10 protein-coding genes and 2 tRNA genes are annotated in these 16974 nt (G+C 45.0%); all 12 read left to right on the plus strand.

Going from position 1 to position 16974, the window contains the following annotated elements:
- Positions 1-94 precede the first annotated feature (94 nt).
- The gene (gene dnaN / locus PHV44_04210) at positions 95-1186 is read left to right on the plus strand and encodes a DNA polymerase III subunit beta (protein ID MDD5592487.1); all 1092 of its coding nucleotides are present in this window, start codon (positions 95-97) and stop codon (positions 1184-1186) included.
- Complete coding sequence (locus PHV44_04215) at positions 1186-1467, plus strand: DciA family protein (GenBank protein ID MDD5592488.1); 282 nt, start codon at positions 1186-1188, stop codon at positions 1465-1467. The genes dnaN and PHV44_04215 overlap by 1 nt, the downstream gene beginning before the upstream one ends.
- Entirely contained in the window at positions 1464-5234 is a 3771-nt protein-coding gene (gene gyrB / locus PHV44_04220; protein MDD5592489.1) for a DNA topoisomerase (ATP-hydrolyzing) subunit B, read from the plus strand. The genes PHV44_04215 and gyrB overlap by 4 nt, the downstream gene beginning before the upstream one ends.
- A 162-nt stretch (positions 5235-5396) precedes the next feature.
- Positions 5397-9152, plus strand: a complete 3756-nt coding sequence (gene gyrA, locus PHV44_04225; protein MDD5592490.1) for a DNA gyrase subunit A — start codon at positions 5397-5399, stop codon at positions 9150-9152.
- 352 nt (positions 9153-9504) lie between these two features.
- Positions 9505-9579 (plus strand) — tRNA-Glu (locus PHV44_04230).
- 150 nt (positions 9580-9729) lie between these two features.
- Positions 9730-11571, plus strand: a complete 1842-nt coding sequence (gene glmS / locus PHV44_04235) for a glutamine--fructose-6-phosphate transaminase (isomerizing) (protein ID MDD5592491.1) — start codon at positions 9730-9732, stop codon at positions 11569-11571.
- Between the two features lie 65 nt (positions 11572-11636).
- On the plus strand, positions 11637-12290 hold the full coding sequence (gene rsmI / locus PHV44_04240) for a 16S rRNA (cytidine(1402)-2'-O)-methyltransferase (protein MDD5592492.1): 654 nt from the start codon (positions 11637-11639) through the stop codon (positions 12288-12290).
- Positions 12291-12572: 282 nt separating this feature from the next.
- Positions 12573-13112 (plus strand): bifunctional pyr operon transcriptional regulator/uracil phosphoribosyltransferase PyrR, encoded by a 540-nt coding sequence (gene pyrR, locus PHV44_04245; GenBank protein MDD5592493.1) that lies wholly within the window; start codon positions 12573-12575, stop codon positions 13110-13112.
- A 96-nt stretch (positions 13113-13208) separates the two neighbouring features.
- Positions 13209-14156, plus strand: coding sequence for an aspartate carbamoyltransferase catalytic subunit (locus PHV44_04250; GenBank protein MDD5592494.1), 948 nt, complete (start codon positions 13209-13211; stop codon positions 14154-14156).
- Positions 14140-15420: a dihydroorotase gene (locus PHV44_04255; protein ID MDD5592495.1), complete on the plus strand. Its 1281-nt coding sequence runs from the start codon at positions 14140-14142 to the stop codon at positions 15418-15420. The genes PHV44_04250 and PHV44_04255 overlap by 17 nt, the downstream gene beginning before the upstream one ends.
- A 30-nt stretch (positions 15421-15450) precedes the next feature.
- Entirely contained in the window at positions 15451-16689 is a 1239-nt protein-coding gene (locus tag PHV44_04260) for an endonuclease Q family protein (protein ID MDD5592496.1), read from the plus strand.
- A gap of 4 nt (positions 16690-16693) precedes the next feature.
- Positions 16694-16765, plus strand: a tRNA-Arg gene (locus tag PHV44_04265).
- Positions 16766-16974: the final 209 nt, after the last annotated feature.

Genomic DNA, 16974 nt, shown 5'->3' on the forward strand with positions numbered 1-16974 from the left:
ATGCACTTAAAAAATTTTACACATAAAACAAAACCCTATTACTTTTAATATGATATATATTATATATAATAATTAATAATAAAAGGAGTTTTAAATGAAAATTAAGGTTACAAAAGATGTTTTATTAAGCGGCATACAAAAAGTACAGAATGTTATTACCTCTAAAGCTACATTACCCATATTATCCAATATATTACTTGAAGCGCAACAGAACAATCTTAAGTTAACCGCAACCGATTTAGACATAGGGATAAGCTGTGTAATACCTGTGGAAACCCAGGAACCCGGAATCATAACAGTCCCCGCTAAAAGATTTAGCGATATTATTAAAGAATTACCCGGAGATAATGTTAGTATTAATACCAAAAAAAATAACCTGGTAATTGTGGAGACCGAAACCTGTCAGTTTAAAATTATGGGTTTAGCTCCCGAGGATTTTCCCAAACTACCCGAGTTTAAAAATATGGCAGTAATCCACTTAGAGCAGGCTACCTTAAAAGAAATGTTGAATTTAACCGCATTTGCGGTATCATTGGACGAAACCAGGTATATTTTAAATGGTATATTATTTAAACTCCATCATAATAGCCTGACCTTAGTAGCCACAGACGGTAAAAGACTGGCGGTAGCTGAGAAAACACTACAGCAGCCCTTAGAGAAAGACATACAAATTATTGTGCCTTTGAAGGCCATACAGGAATTGAACCGCAATCTTAAAGAAGAAGGAGAGCTGGCGTTATTGTTAGGGAATAATCAGGTGTTATTTGATTTTAATGGTACCATAGTGATTTCCCGCCTTATTGAGGGGGAATTTCCGGATTACCAGCAGGTAGTCCCGCCATTATCAGAGAATAAAATACATATCCCCCGCGAACAGTTTTTATGGGCTGTACGCAGGGCGGCTTTGTTGTCAACGCCGGATTACCAGGCGGTAAAATTAGAGACCTTCAAAAATAAATTAGTGGTTTCAAAATCTACTCCTGATATCGGGGAATCCCGGGAAGAATTGGCTGTAGAATACCGGGGCAAAGAGATGGCCATTGGTTTTAACCCCGCGTACCTGGCGGATGTCTTGAAGAATTTACAGGATGAGAATGTGGAGCTGGAATTAACCGATAGCGAAAAACCCGGGGTTATACGGTTGAGTGGATATGTTTATATTGTGCTGCCCATGCGTTTAAGTTGATGGATAGCGTAAAAGATATAGTGGCGGATTTGATGCGGGGGTTAAAAAACCGCAAGCCCCCCAAAGATGACCCGGAGTTACTTTTAAAAAAGGCATTATCCAAAGAGGAGCTGCGGCATACCAAATTCCGCTATTTCCGCCGCGGCATACTGGGTATTGCGGTAGATTCATCCGTGCGGCTTTATAATTTAAATCTGCACAAATCCGGCCTCTTGGCTAAATTGGCGAAAAAATCACCGGTGATCAAAGATATACGTTTTTATATCGGAGAAACAACATGAAACAAAAAACCACCAGGAAAAAAGAGCCCAAGGTTGAGGCGCCTGCGGGCGTAACTGTTGCCGCCCCCAAAGACAAAGTCTACGACGCTACCAATATCCAGGTTTTGGAGGGTATAGAAGCAGTCAGGCGCAGGCCTGCTATGTATATCGGCGACACCTCGGTACGCGGGCTGCACCATTTAGTCTATGAGGTGGTAGATAACAGCGTAGATGAAAGCCTGGGAGGCTACTGTAATTATATCGGTGTAGTGGTCCATCCTGACAATAGCGTAAGCGTTACCGATAACGGCCGGGGCATCCCCGTGGATATGCATAAGACAGAAAAAAAACCTGCCGTAGAAGTGGCCCTGACTACGTTGCATGCCGGCGGTAAATTTGACCACCGGGTTTATAAGGTCTCAGGGGGCCTGCACGGCGTAGGCGTGAGCGTAGTGAATGCGCTTTCGGATTGGCTGGAAGTGGAAGTCAAAAGGGACGGGAAAATTTACCACCAGCGTTACGAGCGCGGCAAGACCGCTTCCAAACTCACGGTAATAGGCAAGAGTAATTCTACGGGTACAAAAGTAACCTTTAAACCTGACAAGACCATTTTCAATAAGGTGGATTTTTCTTACGACATATTATCGCAGCGCTTAAGAGAGCTCGCCTTTTTGAACAAGGGCCTGAAGATCAAGATAGAGGACGAGCGTACGGATAAAGAGGCGGTCTTTGAATTTGCCGGCGGGGTCGTTTCTTTCGTGGAGTACCTCAATAAAAACAAAAACCCCCTGCACAACAAGGTGGTTTATTTCCAGAAAGAGCAGGACGACGTTATTATTGAAGTAGCCCTGCAGTATAATGATGGCTATAGCGAGACCCTGTTCTCCTTCGCCAATAATATCAATACCGTTGAAGGCGGCACCCACCTTTCGGGCTTTAAGTCTGCCTTGACCCGGGCCATCAACCAATACGCCAAAAATAAAAACTTAATCAAGGATAACGAGATTGCCATCGCCGGAGAAGATGTGCGCGAAGGCCTGACCGCGGTGGTGAGCGTTAAAGTGCCTAACCCGCAGTTTGAAGGCCAGACCAAAACTAAGCTCGGCAATTCCGAGGTAGAAGGGTTAATGGCCTCAGCCAGCCTTGATGCCCTGGCCAGTTATTTTGAAGAGACCCCTGCGGTAGCCAATAAAATTATTGATAAGGTGATTGTGGCTTCGCGCGCGCGCGAAGCAGCGCGTAAGGCGCGGGAACTTACGCGTAGAAAAGGGGCATTGGAAGGCGCCGGCCTGCCCGGGAAATTAGCTGACTGTTCCGAAAGAGACGCGGCTTTATGCGAATTGTATATTGTGGAAGGCGATTCCGCTGGAGGCTGTTTTTTTGGAGATACCAAGGTGGCCCTAACCGACGGGAGAAATATCAGTTTTAAAGAATTGGTCAGGGAAGACGGGCTTGGCAAAAAAAATTATTGTTATACCTTCGGTCACGGCGGAACAATCGAGGTTGAAGAAATAAAAAACCCAAGAATAACAAAACACGCAGCTAGTGTTATCAAAGTCGCACTGGATAATAACGAAGAAATCATTTGTACTCCCGACCATAAGTTTATGTTAAGGGATGGCAGCTATAAGATGGCACAAGATTTAACTCCGGGCGACTCTTTAATGCCACTTTATCGCCGGTATTCTAGTCTTGGCGGAAGAATTACTATTGAAGGGTACGAAATGGTTTTTGATCCCAAGACGAATAGATGGTTTTTTACCCATGTATTATCCGATAGATATAATTTAGATAAAGGTGCTTATTTAAAAGAAAGAGGAGATACGATCCATCATAGAGACTTCAACAAATTAAATAATAATCCAGATAATTTAATAAGGATGAATAATAGGGAACACTTTTTATATCATACGACTATTCTTGAAAAGACGCTTCACAGCAACGCAATAAAAGAAAAAGCCAAAAAAGCCCATCAATCAGCGGCATACCGGGAAAAGGTAAGAAACATTATGACAACGCCCCAGATGCGTGAAATGTTAAGCGAAAGGGCCAAGAGGCAGTGGGAAAACCCGGCCTATAAGGCTTATATGACTAAGAAGTTTTTAGAATTTTATCGTAGCCACCCAGATTACCAGACTAAAAACTCTCAAACCTTGAACTCGGCACAGAAAAATTACTGGTCTCAAAAAGAAAACAGATTAAAACAGGCTGATAAGGCCAAAAAGTATTTTATGAACCATCCTGAAGCTAAAGAATATTTATTGCAGAAAGCAAAATCCGAATGGTCTGATGCCAAGCTTCTGCAGTGGAGAAGACAAAAGACAAGAGAGCAATGGACAAACAGCTTTAGGCAAAAAAGAAGGCTCGCTTATGACCGGACCTATTTAGAACATAGCCTGGCGTTTGCCAGAATGGTTTATGAAAGCCATGGCAGCCTTTCTTTTTATGATGACGAAAGAAGCGTGCTCCCCTTACGTGATAACAACGTGGTAAAATTCAGCACACTTTTAAACAGGTTTTTTTCTAATAGCGAAAATGATTTGCTGGAAGTAGTGAAGAATTACAACCACAAAATAAAGCGCATAGAAAAAATAGAAGAGAAAGCGGACGTTTATGATATAGAAGTCCCCAATACGCATAATTTTGCTTTGGCTAGCGGCGTCTTTGTGCATAATAGCGCTAAACAGGGCAGGGACAGGAGATTCCAAGCCATCCTGCCCATTAAAGGAAAAATTTTAAATGTAGAGAAGGCCCGCTTGGATAAGATATTGTCCAACGAAGAAATCCGCACCATCATTACTGCCCTGGGTACAGGCGTAGGCGAGGAATTCGATTTGACTAAATTACGTTATCATAAGCTCATGCTCATGGCAGATGCGGATATAGACGGTTCGCATATCAGGACCCTGCTTTTGACGCTACTCTACCGGCATATGCCTAAACTCATAGAAGAAGGGCATGTTTATATTACCCAGCCGCCTTTATATAAGATAAAGCGGGGCCAGCGCGAGGAATACATCCAGACCGAACAGCAGATGGATGAGCTGCTTTTAGAATTAGGCAGAGAGGGCCATACCTTTATGCGCCTGAAAGATAAAGAGGCTTTTACCGACAATAAATTTAAGGACCTTTTAGAGTTGCTGGTGGAATTAGAGAAATTGGGCAAGATTTTAGAGAAAAAGGGAGTAGGATTAATAAAATATCTGGAATTTAGGCATCCTAAGACCAAAAAAATGCCTATTTATAGGGTAAAAGTGGAGGGAAAAGACCATTTTCTCTATTCAGATAAGGAATTAGCTAGTCTGACGGATAAAGAAGACAAGGATATGGAAAAGGATGTGCTGGAACTTTATGAAGCGCAGGAAGTAGAGAAGGTGGTCACCAAGATAGAGAAGATGGGTTTAGAGATCTCTAGTTATGGCGCAGGGGAATTCAGCCAAAAAGATGTTACCGCTAAGGTAGCAGAGAAGAAGCCCAAGTTTTTATACCGGATTAGTAATGAGAAAGAATATAAAGACCTCTTGGCGCTCAAAGACGTCCTGGCCTACATCAAAGAGATGGCGACTAAAGGCATGCATATTCAAAGGTATAAAGGCTTAGGCGAAATGAACCCCCAGCAGCTGTGGGAGACTACTATGGACCCGGAAAAGCGCACGATTTTAAAGGTCACCTTAGAGGATGCGGTGGAAACGGACAAGATGTTTACGGTTTTAATGGGCGATGCGGTTGAACCGCGCCGCGAATTTATCGAGAATTACGCCCATCAGGTTAAGAATTTAGATATATAAAAATTTGTGTAATGTGTAAAGTGTAATGTGTAAAGCGGGTGTAATGCAAAAGATAGGTGTAATGGGGAAAACACTTGCATTACACGGTAAAATATTAAACCTACATTACACGTTACACATTTAACGTTACACAGAAACGCAGCCCCTTAACTTTTATTAAAAATGTATACGCGTAACGAAAAAATTATCCCGGTTTATATTGAGGATGAGGTCAAGGACTCTTATTTAAATTATGCCATGAGCGTCATCGTCGGCCGCGCCCTGCCCGATATCCGCGACGGCTTAAAGCCGGTGCACAGGCGCATTCTTTATGCCATGCAGGAGCTTAATCTTGACCACTCTAAGCCTTATAAGAAATGCGCGCGTATCGTCGGCGAGGTCCTGGGTAAATACCATCCCCACGGCGATGTCGCGGTTTATGATGCCTTAGTCAGGATGGCCCAGGGTTTTTCCCTGCGCTATCCTTTGGTAGACGGGCAGGGAAATTTTGGATCGGTCGACGGGGATGCAGCTGCCGCGATGAGATATTGCGTCACCGGAGATACTCTGATTGTTACAGATAAAGGACTGCAAAGAATAGACAAACTTCCTCATCATTCCAAAACAGATTTTCGGGTACTTTCATTAAATAATAAGATAAATCATGTTTCAAAATGGTTTGATTCCGGAGAGCATTTAACTAAAAAAATTACTACCTTTAGAGGTTTTAGCTTATGCGGGAGCCGGAATCATCCTATTTTAACGTGGCAACGTAATGGAACAAAGCCAAAATTAGTTTGGACACTATTGAATAATGTAGAAAATGGCGATTTTGTCGTAGTCAGTAGGAGCGGTTCGTTATTCCCTTCAAGGGAACCTTTATTAAAAAAATTTTATCCAGAACTTCGAAACAGAAGGCAGGAGCATAAGCTTCCTCGCGCTATGAATGTAGATCTGGCTTTTATTTTGGGAGCGCTAATTGCAGAAGGTTCTATAAGCAGGGAACAAATTGGATTCTGTAATGGGGATAAAGAGTTTCTACGGGAATTTAAATCGTGTTTCCAGCGAGTATTCCCCGATTGCAGGCTGCATGAATTTGTAAGAAAACCGTTGAGTTATGGGAAAAAGAAATGTACTTATTTAGAAATTCATTCAATGCATGTTATAGATTTTTTGAAAAATCTAGGGTTACGTCAGTTGCGAGCTTATGATAAAACCATTCCAGATATAATTTTTTCTTCCTCGAAAAAATCGGTTGCCGCGTTTATAAAAGGTTATGCAGAGGGAGATGGTAGTATTTGTGTTGGCAAAAGAAACCCTGATATCAGCTTGATATCAACCAGCGGAAAATTGATTCAAGGTTTACAGGTTTTCCTCCTAATGTTTGGCATTGATTCTTCGCATAGATTTCATAAGCAAAAAAACTATTTTAGGTTGTTTATTAGAGGCCGCAACAATCTCGATTTATTTAAAAATCAAATAAATTTTGCTACTAGGAAAAGTCGTGAAAGGTTGATAGATATTTGTAATCGCAATAAAACTGATTGGGTTATGTCCAAGACAGATTGTATTCCCTACATCGCCGACTATCTTCGTAAAAAAAGCACACGGTGCAAGAGAAAATATTGGGGGAACATAGAATGGCTAAAAAAACACAACATCGATAGGTACCCAAAAATAGAAAAATACTGGCCCAGGCTAAGAAGGGTTCTTGATAAAGACGATGTTAGTTTGTTTGAGGGTTTGATAAAAAATAGATATATCTTTGATAAAATTGTTTCGGTAGAAGATGCTGGTAAGAAAAGAGTCTATTCAATTAAAGTGGATAGCCCGTGCCACTCATTTGTATCCAATGGATTCATAAGTCATAATACTGAAGCGCGCCTGGCTGCTATTTCCGATGAGATACTCGCGGATATTGATAAGGACACCGTAAATTTCGGGCCCAATTTTGACTCCTCCCTCAAAGAGCCGCTTTTATTGCCCGCGGCCTTGCCTAATCTGTTAGTGAACGGCTCAAGCGGTATAGCTGTGGGTATGGCTACCAATATCCCCCCGCACAATTTGAATGAAGTGGCCGATGCCATTATCTATCTATTAGATCATCCGGAAACCGAAATCAAGGACCTGATGCGTTATATCAAGGGTCCGGATTTTCCGACGGGCGGCGTAATCTGCGGCAGGAACGGTATCAAAGATGCCTATACCACAGGAAAAGGTAAGCTCACCGTGCGCGCGCGGGCCACTATCGAGCGCCAGAAGAACGGCAAGGACCTGATTATAATTACTGAGATTCCCTACCAGGTGCAGAAATCCGCGTTAATTGAGGCCGCCGCCGCTTTGGTGGACGATAAAAAAATAGAGGGTATTTCTGACATCCGCGATGAATCCGATAAAGACGGGATGCGTATCGCGGTAGAACTCAAGCGCGACGTGGAAGCGCAGATTGTCTTGAATCAGCTCTTTAAACATACGCAACTGGAGACTACCTTCGGGATTATTATGCTGGCGCTGGTAGACAACAGGCCGCGGGTTTTGACGTTACGTCAGATGTTGGAATATTATATCGAGCACCGCAAGATTATCATCCGGCGCAGGACGCAATTTGAATTAGATAAGGCCTTAAAGAGGGCGCATATCTTAGAGGGCTTAAAGATTGCCCTGAAATACATCGACCGGATTATCAAGGTCATCAAGACCTCCAAGAATACGGAGAATGCCAAAGAGCGCCTGATGAAGGAATTCGGCCTTTCTGATGTGCAGGCGCAGGCGATATTAGAAATGCAGTTGCAGCGCCTCACTGCTTTAGAGCGCGATAAGATTGACGCCGAATATTTAGAGCTCCTGAAAAAAATTGAACTGTGTAAAGCCATACTCGCCTCGGAGAAGAAAATTGAAGGCATCATCAAAGAGGATCTGGAGGCCTTAAAGAAAAAATACGGCGATGAACGCAGGACCGACCTGGTCGCCGAAGCAGAAGAATTAGAGGTGGAAGACCTTATCGCCGAAGAAGACGTAGTGGTGACAATAAGCCACGGCGGTTATATCAAGCGCTTGCCGGTGAGCGCCTACCGTAAACAGAAACGCGGGGGCACAGGGGCAACGGGCGCAGAAGTCAAAGAAGAGGATTTTATAGAACATCTTTTTGTGGCCTCGACCAAAGATTATTTATTGACCTTCGCTGATAAGGGCCAGGTGCATTGGCTCAAGGTTTATGAAATCCCGCAGGCCAGCCGCACTTCCAAAGGCAAGGCCATCATTAATCTTTTACAGATGGAAGCAGGCTCTAAAGTCAGCTCGACCATACCGGTGAAGGAATTCTCCGCTGACCAATACCTGGTAATGGTCACCAAGTGCGGCCAGATTAAAAAGACAAGGCTTGACGCCTACGGTAATCCGCGCAAGGGCGGGATTATCGGCATTAGCCTGGATAAGGGCGATGAGCTGATCGGCGTAGAGTTAACCGACGGAAAACAGGAGCTGCTTATCGGTACCCGCCAGGGTAAGGCCATAAGATTTTCTGAGAGCAAGGTGCGGGATATGGGCAGGCAGGCAGGAGGCGTACGCGCCATCTCTTTAGCCAAGAAAGACGAAGTGATTGCCATGGTTTTAGCCCAGAAGGATACCACAGTATTAACCGTTACGGAATTAGGCTTTGCCAAACGTACACCCATTCAAGAATACCGCCTGACCAGCCGCGGCGGCAAAGGCATTATTAATATAAAAGTCACCAGTAAGAACGGCGAGGCAGTAAGTTTAAAGACTGTCAGCGACAACGACGAGCTGATGGTTATTACACAGAACGGCATGTTCTTACGTTGTGCGGTCAAAGATATCCGCACTACCGGCAGGTCTGCCCAGGGAGTGCGGCTGATTAAGCTACAGGAGAAAGACCGCGTTTCTTGCGTGGCGCCGGTGATTGCAGAAGAGGAAGAATAACCCCTAAAGTCCCCATCGTCTTCCCGCCATTCTATGCAATAGCAGGCGGGATCCCGCCTGAATATATAGGTTGTTTGGCGGGAAGCCTGGTCTATGACAAATTGTTGCAGGACATGTACTATGTTTATGTTCTTGAGAACGCGAAGGGTAAGTACTATATAGGCAGTTGCGAAAATCTATCGGCACGGCTAAAACAGCATAATCAAAACTGTGTTAGTTCGACAAAAAATAAAGGGCCATTTATAATAGTTTACAAAGAAGATTGTGCCACAAAAACAGAAGCACGTAAACGAGAGAGCCAGTTAAAGGGCTACAAAGGCAACAGTAAGTTTGATAGATTAATAACGAGCTTGTCCCCATCGTCTAGCCTGGTCTAGGACAAGAGCTTTTCAAGCTCTCGACACCGGTTCAAATCCGGTTGGGGACGTTAATATTGACCGGTTCCCCGCCTACGCACCTTGAATTTACTTCGTAAAGCGCTATGGTGTACTTCGCGGGTCCGCCGTAGCTCACCAAAGCTAAGAAGGAAATCTACCAAAGAACGAAGGCGGAAAATCCGGTTGGGGACGTTAATATTATGTGCGGAATAATCGGTTATATCGGCCAAAGGTCAGCCCAGGAGATTTTACTCAACGGCCTGAAGCGCCTGGAGTATCGCGGTTATGATTCCAGTGGCATGGCTATCATCCTGTCTGGCAAAAATGCCCTCTCCGTCAGAAAATCTGCGGGCAAGATCAGCGCGCTGGAAAATCTCCTGCATAAAAAGCCCCTGGCCGGGAATCTAGGTATTGCCCATACCAGATGGGCGACGCATGGAGCGCCCAACCAAATCAACGCCCACCCCCATAGCGATTGTCACGACGAAATCGCCGTTGTCCATAACGGCATCATTGAAAATTATGCTAAATTAAAAAATGAGCTTATTAAGGAAGGCCATAAATTCTTAAGCCAGACCGATACCGAGGTAATCGTGCATCTTGTAGAAAAGTTTTATTGTAACAGCACTCCCTTAGAAGAGGCGTTTAGGAAGGCGCTTGGTAAATTAGAGGGTTCTTTTGCCATTGCGGTTGTTTCACAAAAAGAACCCGATAAGCTAATCGGCGCGCGCCTAGGCAGTCCTTTAATTGTCGGCGTGGGCAAGAAGGAGAATTTTCTTGCCTCGGATGCGCCGGCGATATTAGATGCTACGAACGAAGTGATTTTTTTAAATGATAATGAAGTGGCGGTTCTGGAGAAGGATAGTGTTCGGGTAACGGACTTTAGCGGCAAAAACATCCCTAAGAATACGGTGCGCCTGAACTGGGATATTGACCAGGCCCAGAAACAAGGGTACAGGCATTTTATGCTCAAGGAGATTAATGAGCAACCCAAGATACTGGAGAATATCCTGGGTATGACCATCAGGAAAGAAACCGGCAAAATATTCTTTGAAGATTTGGGGATTCCCGAAGAGCAGCTGAAGAAAAAACAAAATATTATTATTGTGGCCTGCGGCACTGCTTATCATGCGGGCTTATGCGGTAAGTATATTATAGAAGAACTCTGTAGGGTGCCGGTAAGCGTAGATGTGTCCAGTGAGTTTCGCTACCGTAACCCCCTGATTAATGCGGATACACTGGTAGTAGCTATCAGCCAGTCAGGCGAGACCGCAGATACCCTGGCAGCAGTGCGGGAAGCCAGGAAAAAAGGCGCAGCGGTATTAGCTATTTGTAATGTTTTAGGTGCCAGCCTGGTGCGCGAATCTGACGCTACAATCTATACCCATGCCGGCCCTGAGATAGGCGTGGCCTCCACCAAGGCCTATACGGCGCAGCTAGCTATTCTGTATCTGTTCGCCTTGTATCTGGCAGGCCTGAAGCGGGTTTTAGCCGAGGATAAAATAGAGCGGATTGTTAGCGTTCTCAAGAAAACTCCTCATCTGCAAAAGCAGGTCCTGGAGAATCAGGAAGTTATCAAAGAGGTTGCCCGCCGGCATTCCCATTTCGGTTCATTTTTATTTTTGGGCAGGAACATCAATTATCCTTCGGCGCTGGAAGGCGCGCTGAAATTAAAAGAGATTTCTTATATTCCGGCTGAGGGCTATGCTGCTGGCGAAATGAAGCATGGGCCTATTGCCTTAATTGATGAATACCGCGCCGTGGTCTGTATTGCGCTTGAATCGGGCGTCTACGAAAAGATGGCCTCTAATATCCAGGAGATACGCAGCCGCCAGGGCAAGATTATCGCTATTGCCAGCCAAGGGGATGAAAACATACAAGAACTCACCCGCGAAGTTATCTATGTGCCTAAAATAGAGGAGTTATTTTCTCCGTTAATAGTAGCGCTGCCATTACAGTTATTAGCCTACCATATTGCCGTCAAGCGCGATTGCGATGTGGACCAGCCGCGTAATTTAGCCAAGTCCGTAACCGTCGAATAGCACCAGGTGCAAATCCAATCGGGCACCAGGTGCGAAACTGAGATTGTACCTGTCCCTTAAAGAGAATGCTCTATATCGTTGCTACCCCTATCGGTAACTTAAAAGATATCAGTTTGCGCGCCTTAGAGGTATTAAAGAGCGTAGATTTAATCGCCTGCGAGGATACGCGGCACACCAGGATCCTGCTTGAGCATTATGGTATCCATGTTCCTACTACCAGCTATTTCCAACATAATAAACTTACTAAAGGTGGATACCTTATCAACCTGCTCAAAGAGGGCAAATCCATTGCCCTGATTTCGGATGCCGGCACGCCGGGCATACTCGATCCGGGTTATCACCTGATTAATTTAGCCATCAAGAATAATATCGCTATCACTTGTATCCCCGGTCCGGCTGCCTTTATCAATGCCCTGGTTCTCTGCGGCAAACCCACGCATAATTTTATCTTTGCCGGATTTCTGCCCCGCACGTCGTTAGCCCGGCGTAACCGCCTGAAAGAACTGGCAAAACTAGAATGCACTATTGTATTTTATGAATCCTGCCACAGAATCATGAAGACCCTGGAGGATATGGGGTGCGTTTTCGGTGACAGAGGAATAGCCTGCTGCCGGGAACTGACCAAAAAGTTCGAAGAGATAAAACGGGGCAGTAGCCAGGATATCTTAGGGCAACTGGAAAAAGAAAAACCGCGCGGAGAATTCGTGGTGGTGGTATAAATTTTTCCTTGACAGGGAGCGCTTTAGATGGTATATTTGAATAAATTAGACGAGGCCTTTAAGCTAGTTCTTGAGAAACTAGCAAGGACAAGATCATGAATCAGGGTAAACTAAAATCAGAACACCCAACTGCAAAAGAAAGCGGTTGGGTTTTTTATTGAGCGCATAACTTATGAACACAAAGTGTGAGTAAGTTATATGCGCGAAATAATCCCGCCCGTTAAACAGTATATACCGGTTACATTAAACGCATAGAGCGGGATAAACAGAGGCAGATTAGGCATGCGAGAAAAAGCTAAAATATTAGATAAAGAGATGCTTAACCGCAGCCTGATGCGCATTGCCCACGAGATCCTGGAGAAGAACAAGGGCACGCAGGATTTGTGCCTGGTAGGTATCAGAAACCGCGGGGCCTTTCTAGCCAGCCGCATTGCCGGTTGCATTAAAAAAATTGATAATGCCAGCGTATTGGTGGGGGTTTTAGATATTACCTTATATCGCGATGACTTAACCCTGATTGCCAGCCAGCCTGTGGTGCATAAGACAGAGATAGATTTTTCTATCACAGATAAGAACCTTGTTTTAGTGGATGATGTCTTATATACCGGCAGGACCGTCAGGGCAGCGCTGGATGCCTTAATGGATTTGGGCCGGCCTAAGTCCATACAGCTGGCTGTGCTGGTAGACAGGGGGCATCGGGAATTACCGGTGCGCGCAGATTATGTCGGCAAGAATGTCCCTACCGCCCAGAAGGAGACCGTAGAGGTGCGCTTGAGCGAAGTGGACGGCTGCGATGAAGTGGTGATTGTAGAAAAGGACTAATAGTTCATTGAGTCTATTGAGTTCATAGAGTCCATTGAGTTGTATATATCATAACTCAAAAAACTCAAAAAACTCAAAAAACTCAAAAAACTCAATATGGTCTGGACGAGAAAAGATTTACTGGGTTTAGAAGATTTAAGCCGGGAAGAGCTGGAGTTTATCTTAGCTACTGCGGATTCCTTTAAAGAGGTTTCTACCCGCGAGATTAAAAAAGTCCCGGCCTTACGCGGTAAGACCGTGGTGAATTTGTTCTATGAACCCTCTACAAGGACAAGGGTATCTTTTGAGCTAGCAGCAAAACGCTTATCCGCAGACGTGATTAATATTGCCTCAGAGACCTCCAGCGTCAAAAAAGGGGAAACCTTAATTGATACCGGCAGGAACATAGAGGCCCTGAAAGTAGATATTATCGTAGTGCGGCATAATTATTCCGGGGCAGCGGCAATACTGGCGCGCCATGTCAAGGCCAGCGTGATTAATGCCGGAGACGGCTGGCACGAACATCCTACGCAGGCGCTCTTGGATATTTTTACTTTAAAGGAGAAACTAGGCAGGATTGAAGGGTTAAGGGTGAGTATTGTCGGAGATATCGCGCACTCGCGCGTGGCCCGTTCCAATATCTGGGGGTTGACTAAATTAGGCGCTCAAGTGACGGTCTGCGCGCCCAAAATGTTGGTGCCGCCGGCCATTGAAGAAATGGGCGTTAGAGTGACTAATGATATAGATGAGGCGCTAAAAGATGCTGATGCAGTGGATGTCTTAAGGATGCAGTTTGAGCGCGATGAGGGTAATGCCTTCCCAGAGCAATTAGAATATTTTAAAAACTTCGGGATTACCGAAGAAAGGTTAGAGAAGGCTAAGAAGAATATTATTGTCATGCATCCGGGGCCCTTAAACCGCGGGATTGAAATTTCCAGCGGCGTAGCCGACGGCGCAAACTCTGTGATACTGGAACAGGTGACCAACGGCATTGCCGTGAGGATGGCCGCGCTCTTTTTAGTAGCGCAGGCGAATGAGAATATCAGCCATGAAGATACTCATTAAAAACGGGCAGGTAATTGACCCGGCAAATAATATAGACGGTATTTGTGATATTTTAGTGGAGGGCGCTAAAATATCCAGGGTAGCCAAAAACATTAAAGCGGATGCGGATAATGTCATAGAAGCCAGGGGTAAAATAGTCATGCCGGGCATCGTGGATATGCATGTGCATCTACGCGAACCGGGTAGGGAAGATAAGGAGACCATTGCTACCGGCACCAAAGCAGCGTTAAAGGGCGGGGTCACCAGCCTCTTAGCCATGCCTAATACCGCGCCGGCTATGGATTGCCCGGAAAATATAAGACTGCTCAAGAATATTATACAGAGGAGCGGACAGGCCAATGTTTTTATTGCCGGCGCCATCACTAAAGGAAGGCTGGGGAAAGAATTAACCGATATAGCCAGCCTGAAAAAAGAAGGAGTGGTAGCCATTTCCGATGATGGTGCGTCTGTAGAGAATGCAGAACTGATGCGCCAAGCTCTCTTAAAAGCCAAAGATGAAGGCGTTTTAGTCATCTCGCATTGCGAAGATAAATCGCTGAGCAATTCGGGAGTAGTAAACTTGGGGATTATCTCTACGCGGCTGGGTTTACGGGGGATGCCGGCTGAGGCAGAATATAAAAGAGTAGAAAGGGATATTCGCTTAGCCGAAGAAACCAAATCCCGCCTGCACATTGCGCACGTCAGCACTAAAGAGTCAGTGCAGTTAATCGCCGCCGCCAAAAAGAAAGGCATAAATATCACGGCAGAAGTTACGCCGCATCATTTTAGTTTGGTTGAAGAGGCAGTGCTGGGTTTTGATGCCAATATGAAAATGAACCCTCCTTTACGAAGCAAGTCAGATACAGAGGCTTTGAAAGAATGCTTAAAGAGCGGGATAATAGACGCCATTGCTTCTGACCATGCCCCGCACACCGAAAACGAAAAAGAGATTGAATTCCAGCGGGCAGAATTCGGCACTATTGGTTTAGAAACTGAACTGGCCGCAAGCATTACCGAATTGGTGAAGACCGGCTTGTTGGGTTGGATAGATTTAGTCAAAAAACTCTGCCTTAATCCGGCGCGAATTTTAGGCATAGATAAAGGCACATTAGACGCCGGATGCGGCGCAGATATTATTATCGTCTCCCCGGATAAGGAATGGATAGTTACTAAAGAACAATTTGTTTCCAAATCTAAAAACTCGGCTTTTCTGGGGAAACAATTGTCCGGCATAGTGGAATACACTATCTGTGCGGGCAAGATCGTATATACAAATTCGTTATAGTGTTTAAACGTAAGTAACCCAATAACAAAAATGGAATTCATAGCTGATTTTCACATTCATTCTAAATATAGCCGGGCCACCTCCCGTGATATGGACGTAGCGCATATTGCCGACTGGGCGAAATTAAAAGGTATCACCTTAATGGGCACAGGCGATTTTACCCACCATTTGTGGCTGGAAGAATTAAGGAATAATTTAGAAGATTTGGGTAACGGCCTGTTTAAATATAAGGAGGTATATTTTATCCTGACTTCGGAGATCAGCAGCATTTATTCTAAAAAAGGCAAGACCTACCGTATCCATAATATGGTGCTCAGCCCTTCTTTGAAAACTACGGATAAAATAAACGAGACCCTCGCCCGCTACGGAAACCTGGCTTCAGATGGCCGGCCGATATTAGGGATGGATGCCGAAGAGCTGGCGCGGATTATTTTTGATATTGATGAGAATTGCATGGTTATACCCGGGCACATCTGGACCCCCTGGTTTAGTTTGTTTGGCTCCATGTCCGGTTTTAACAGGATTGAAGATTGTTTTGAGAACCAGACACCCAAAATCTTTGCCTTAGAGACCGGGCTCTCCTCGGATCCTGCCATGAATTGGCGGCTAAGCGCGCTGGATAAATATACTCTCGTATCTAACAGCGATTCTCATTCGCCTTCTAAGATAGGCCGCGAGGCCAATGTTTTTGATTGCGAGCTAAATTATAAAACCATCAGGGAAGTGCTCAAAACCAAAGACAAAAAAAGATTCTTATACACCGTGGAATTCTTCCCGGAGGAAGGCAAATATCATTATGACGGCCACCGGCTTTGCAGTATGCGGCTCTCTCCGGATGAAACCCGCGCCAATAAAGGCAAGTGCCCCAAGTGCGGAAAAAACGTTACTGTGGGCGTGATGAACCGGGTGGAGCAGTTAGCCGATAGGCCGCAGGGATACGTTCCTTCAAACAGCATCCCTTTTAAGAATCTGATTCCTTTGGATGAGATTATCGCCGAGGCAAAAGGTATTGGTAAGGCCTCGCAGGGCGTAGAGAAAGAATACCGCGCCTGCCTGGCGAGATTAGGGACGGAATTTGAGATTTTAAATAGGACACCCAAAGAAGTTTTGTTAAAGAATGTAAATCCCAGGATCGCCGAAGGTATATTCAGGGTGAGAGAAAGTAAAGTGAATATCCAGGCAGGTTACGACGGAGAATATGGAAAAATTTCCATATTCTCGGATGAAGATAAAAAAGATACTACGGAGAAACAATTAAGCTTATTTTAATCGCGCGCCTGTAGCGCAATGGATAGCGCACTAGCCTCCGGAGCTAGTGGTGACAGTTCGACTCTGTCCAGGCGCAAGGTAAGCACTGTGCAGGTTCCCTGCCTGCCGGCAGGCAGGGACTCCCGCCAGGCGCACTTTGATAACTTAATGATTTTGCTGCGGGATTTGCTCGCGTGCTGAAATTGAGTTTTGCGGGTCCTCACCGCGAGGTGAGCCTCTCGTCAAATTTTCCTCGAGGCATCCCCCGCGTCACCCGCAAAAATTAGCTTATTAGTAACCGGATGA

Source organism: Candidatus Omnitrophota bacterium, assembly GCA_028717245.1.
Taxonomy (GTDB): Bacteria; Omnitrophota; Gorgyraeia; order Gygaellales; family Profunditerraquicolaceae; genus JAGUYA01.

Bases quoted from the DNA above. Each gene is read 5' to 3' on its own strand.
- glmS (MDD5592491.1), top strand. From the start codon at position 9,730: ATGTGCGGAATAATCGGTTATATCGGCCAAAGGTCAGCCCAGGAGATT.
- pyrR (MDD5592493.1), top strand. From the start codon at position 12,573: ATGCGAGAAAAAGCTAAAATATTAGATAAAGAGATGCTTAACCGCAGC.
- PHV44_04215 (MDD5592488.1), top strand. From the start codon at position 1,186: ATGGATAGCGTAAAAGATATAGTGGCGGATTTGATGCGGGGGTTAAAA.
- gyrB (MDD5592489.1), top strand. From the start codon at position 1,464: ATGAAACAAAAAACCACCAGGAAAAAAGAGCCCAAGGTTGAGGCGCCT.
- dnaN (MDD5592487.1), top strand. From the start codon at position 95: ATGAAAATTAAGGTTACAAAAGATGTTTTATTAAGCGGCATACAAAAA.
- rsmI (MDD5592492.1), top strand. From the start codon at position 11,637: ATGCTCTATATCGTTGCTACCCCTATCGGTAACTTAAAAGATATCAGT.
- gyrA (MDD5592490.1), top strand. From the start codon at position 5,397: ATGTATACGCGTAACGAAAAAATTATCCCGGTTTATATTGAGGATGAG.
- PHV44_04250 (MDD5592494.1), top strand. From the start codon at position 13,209: ATGGTCTGGACGAGAAAAGATTTACTGGGTTTAGAAGATTTAAGCCGG.
- PHV44_04260 (MDD5592496.1), top strand. From the start codon at position 15,451: ATGGAATTCATAGCTGATTTTCACATTCATTCTAAATATAGCCGGGCC.
- PHV44_04255 (MDD5592495.1), top strand. From the start codon at position 14,140: ATGAAGATACTCATTAAAAACGGGCAGGTAATTGACCCGGCAAATAAT.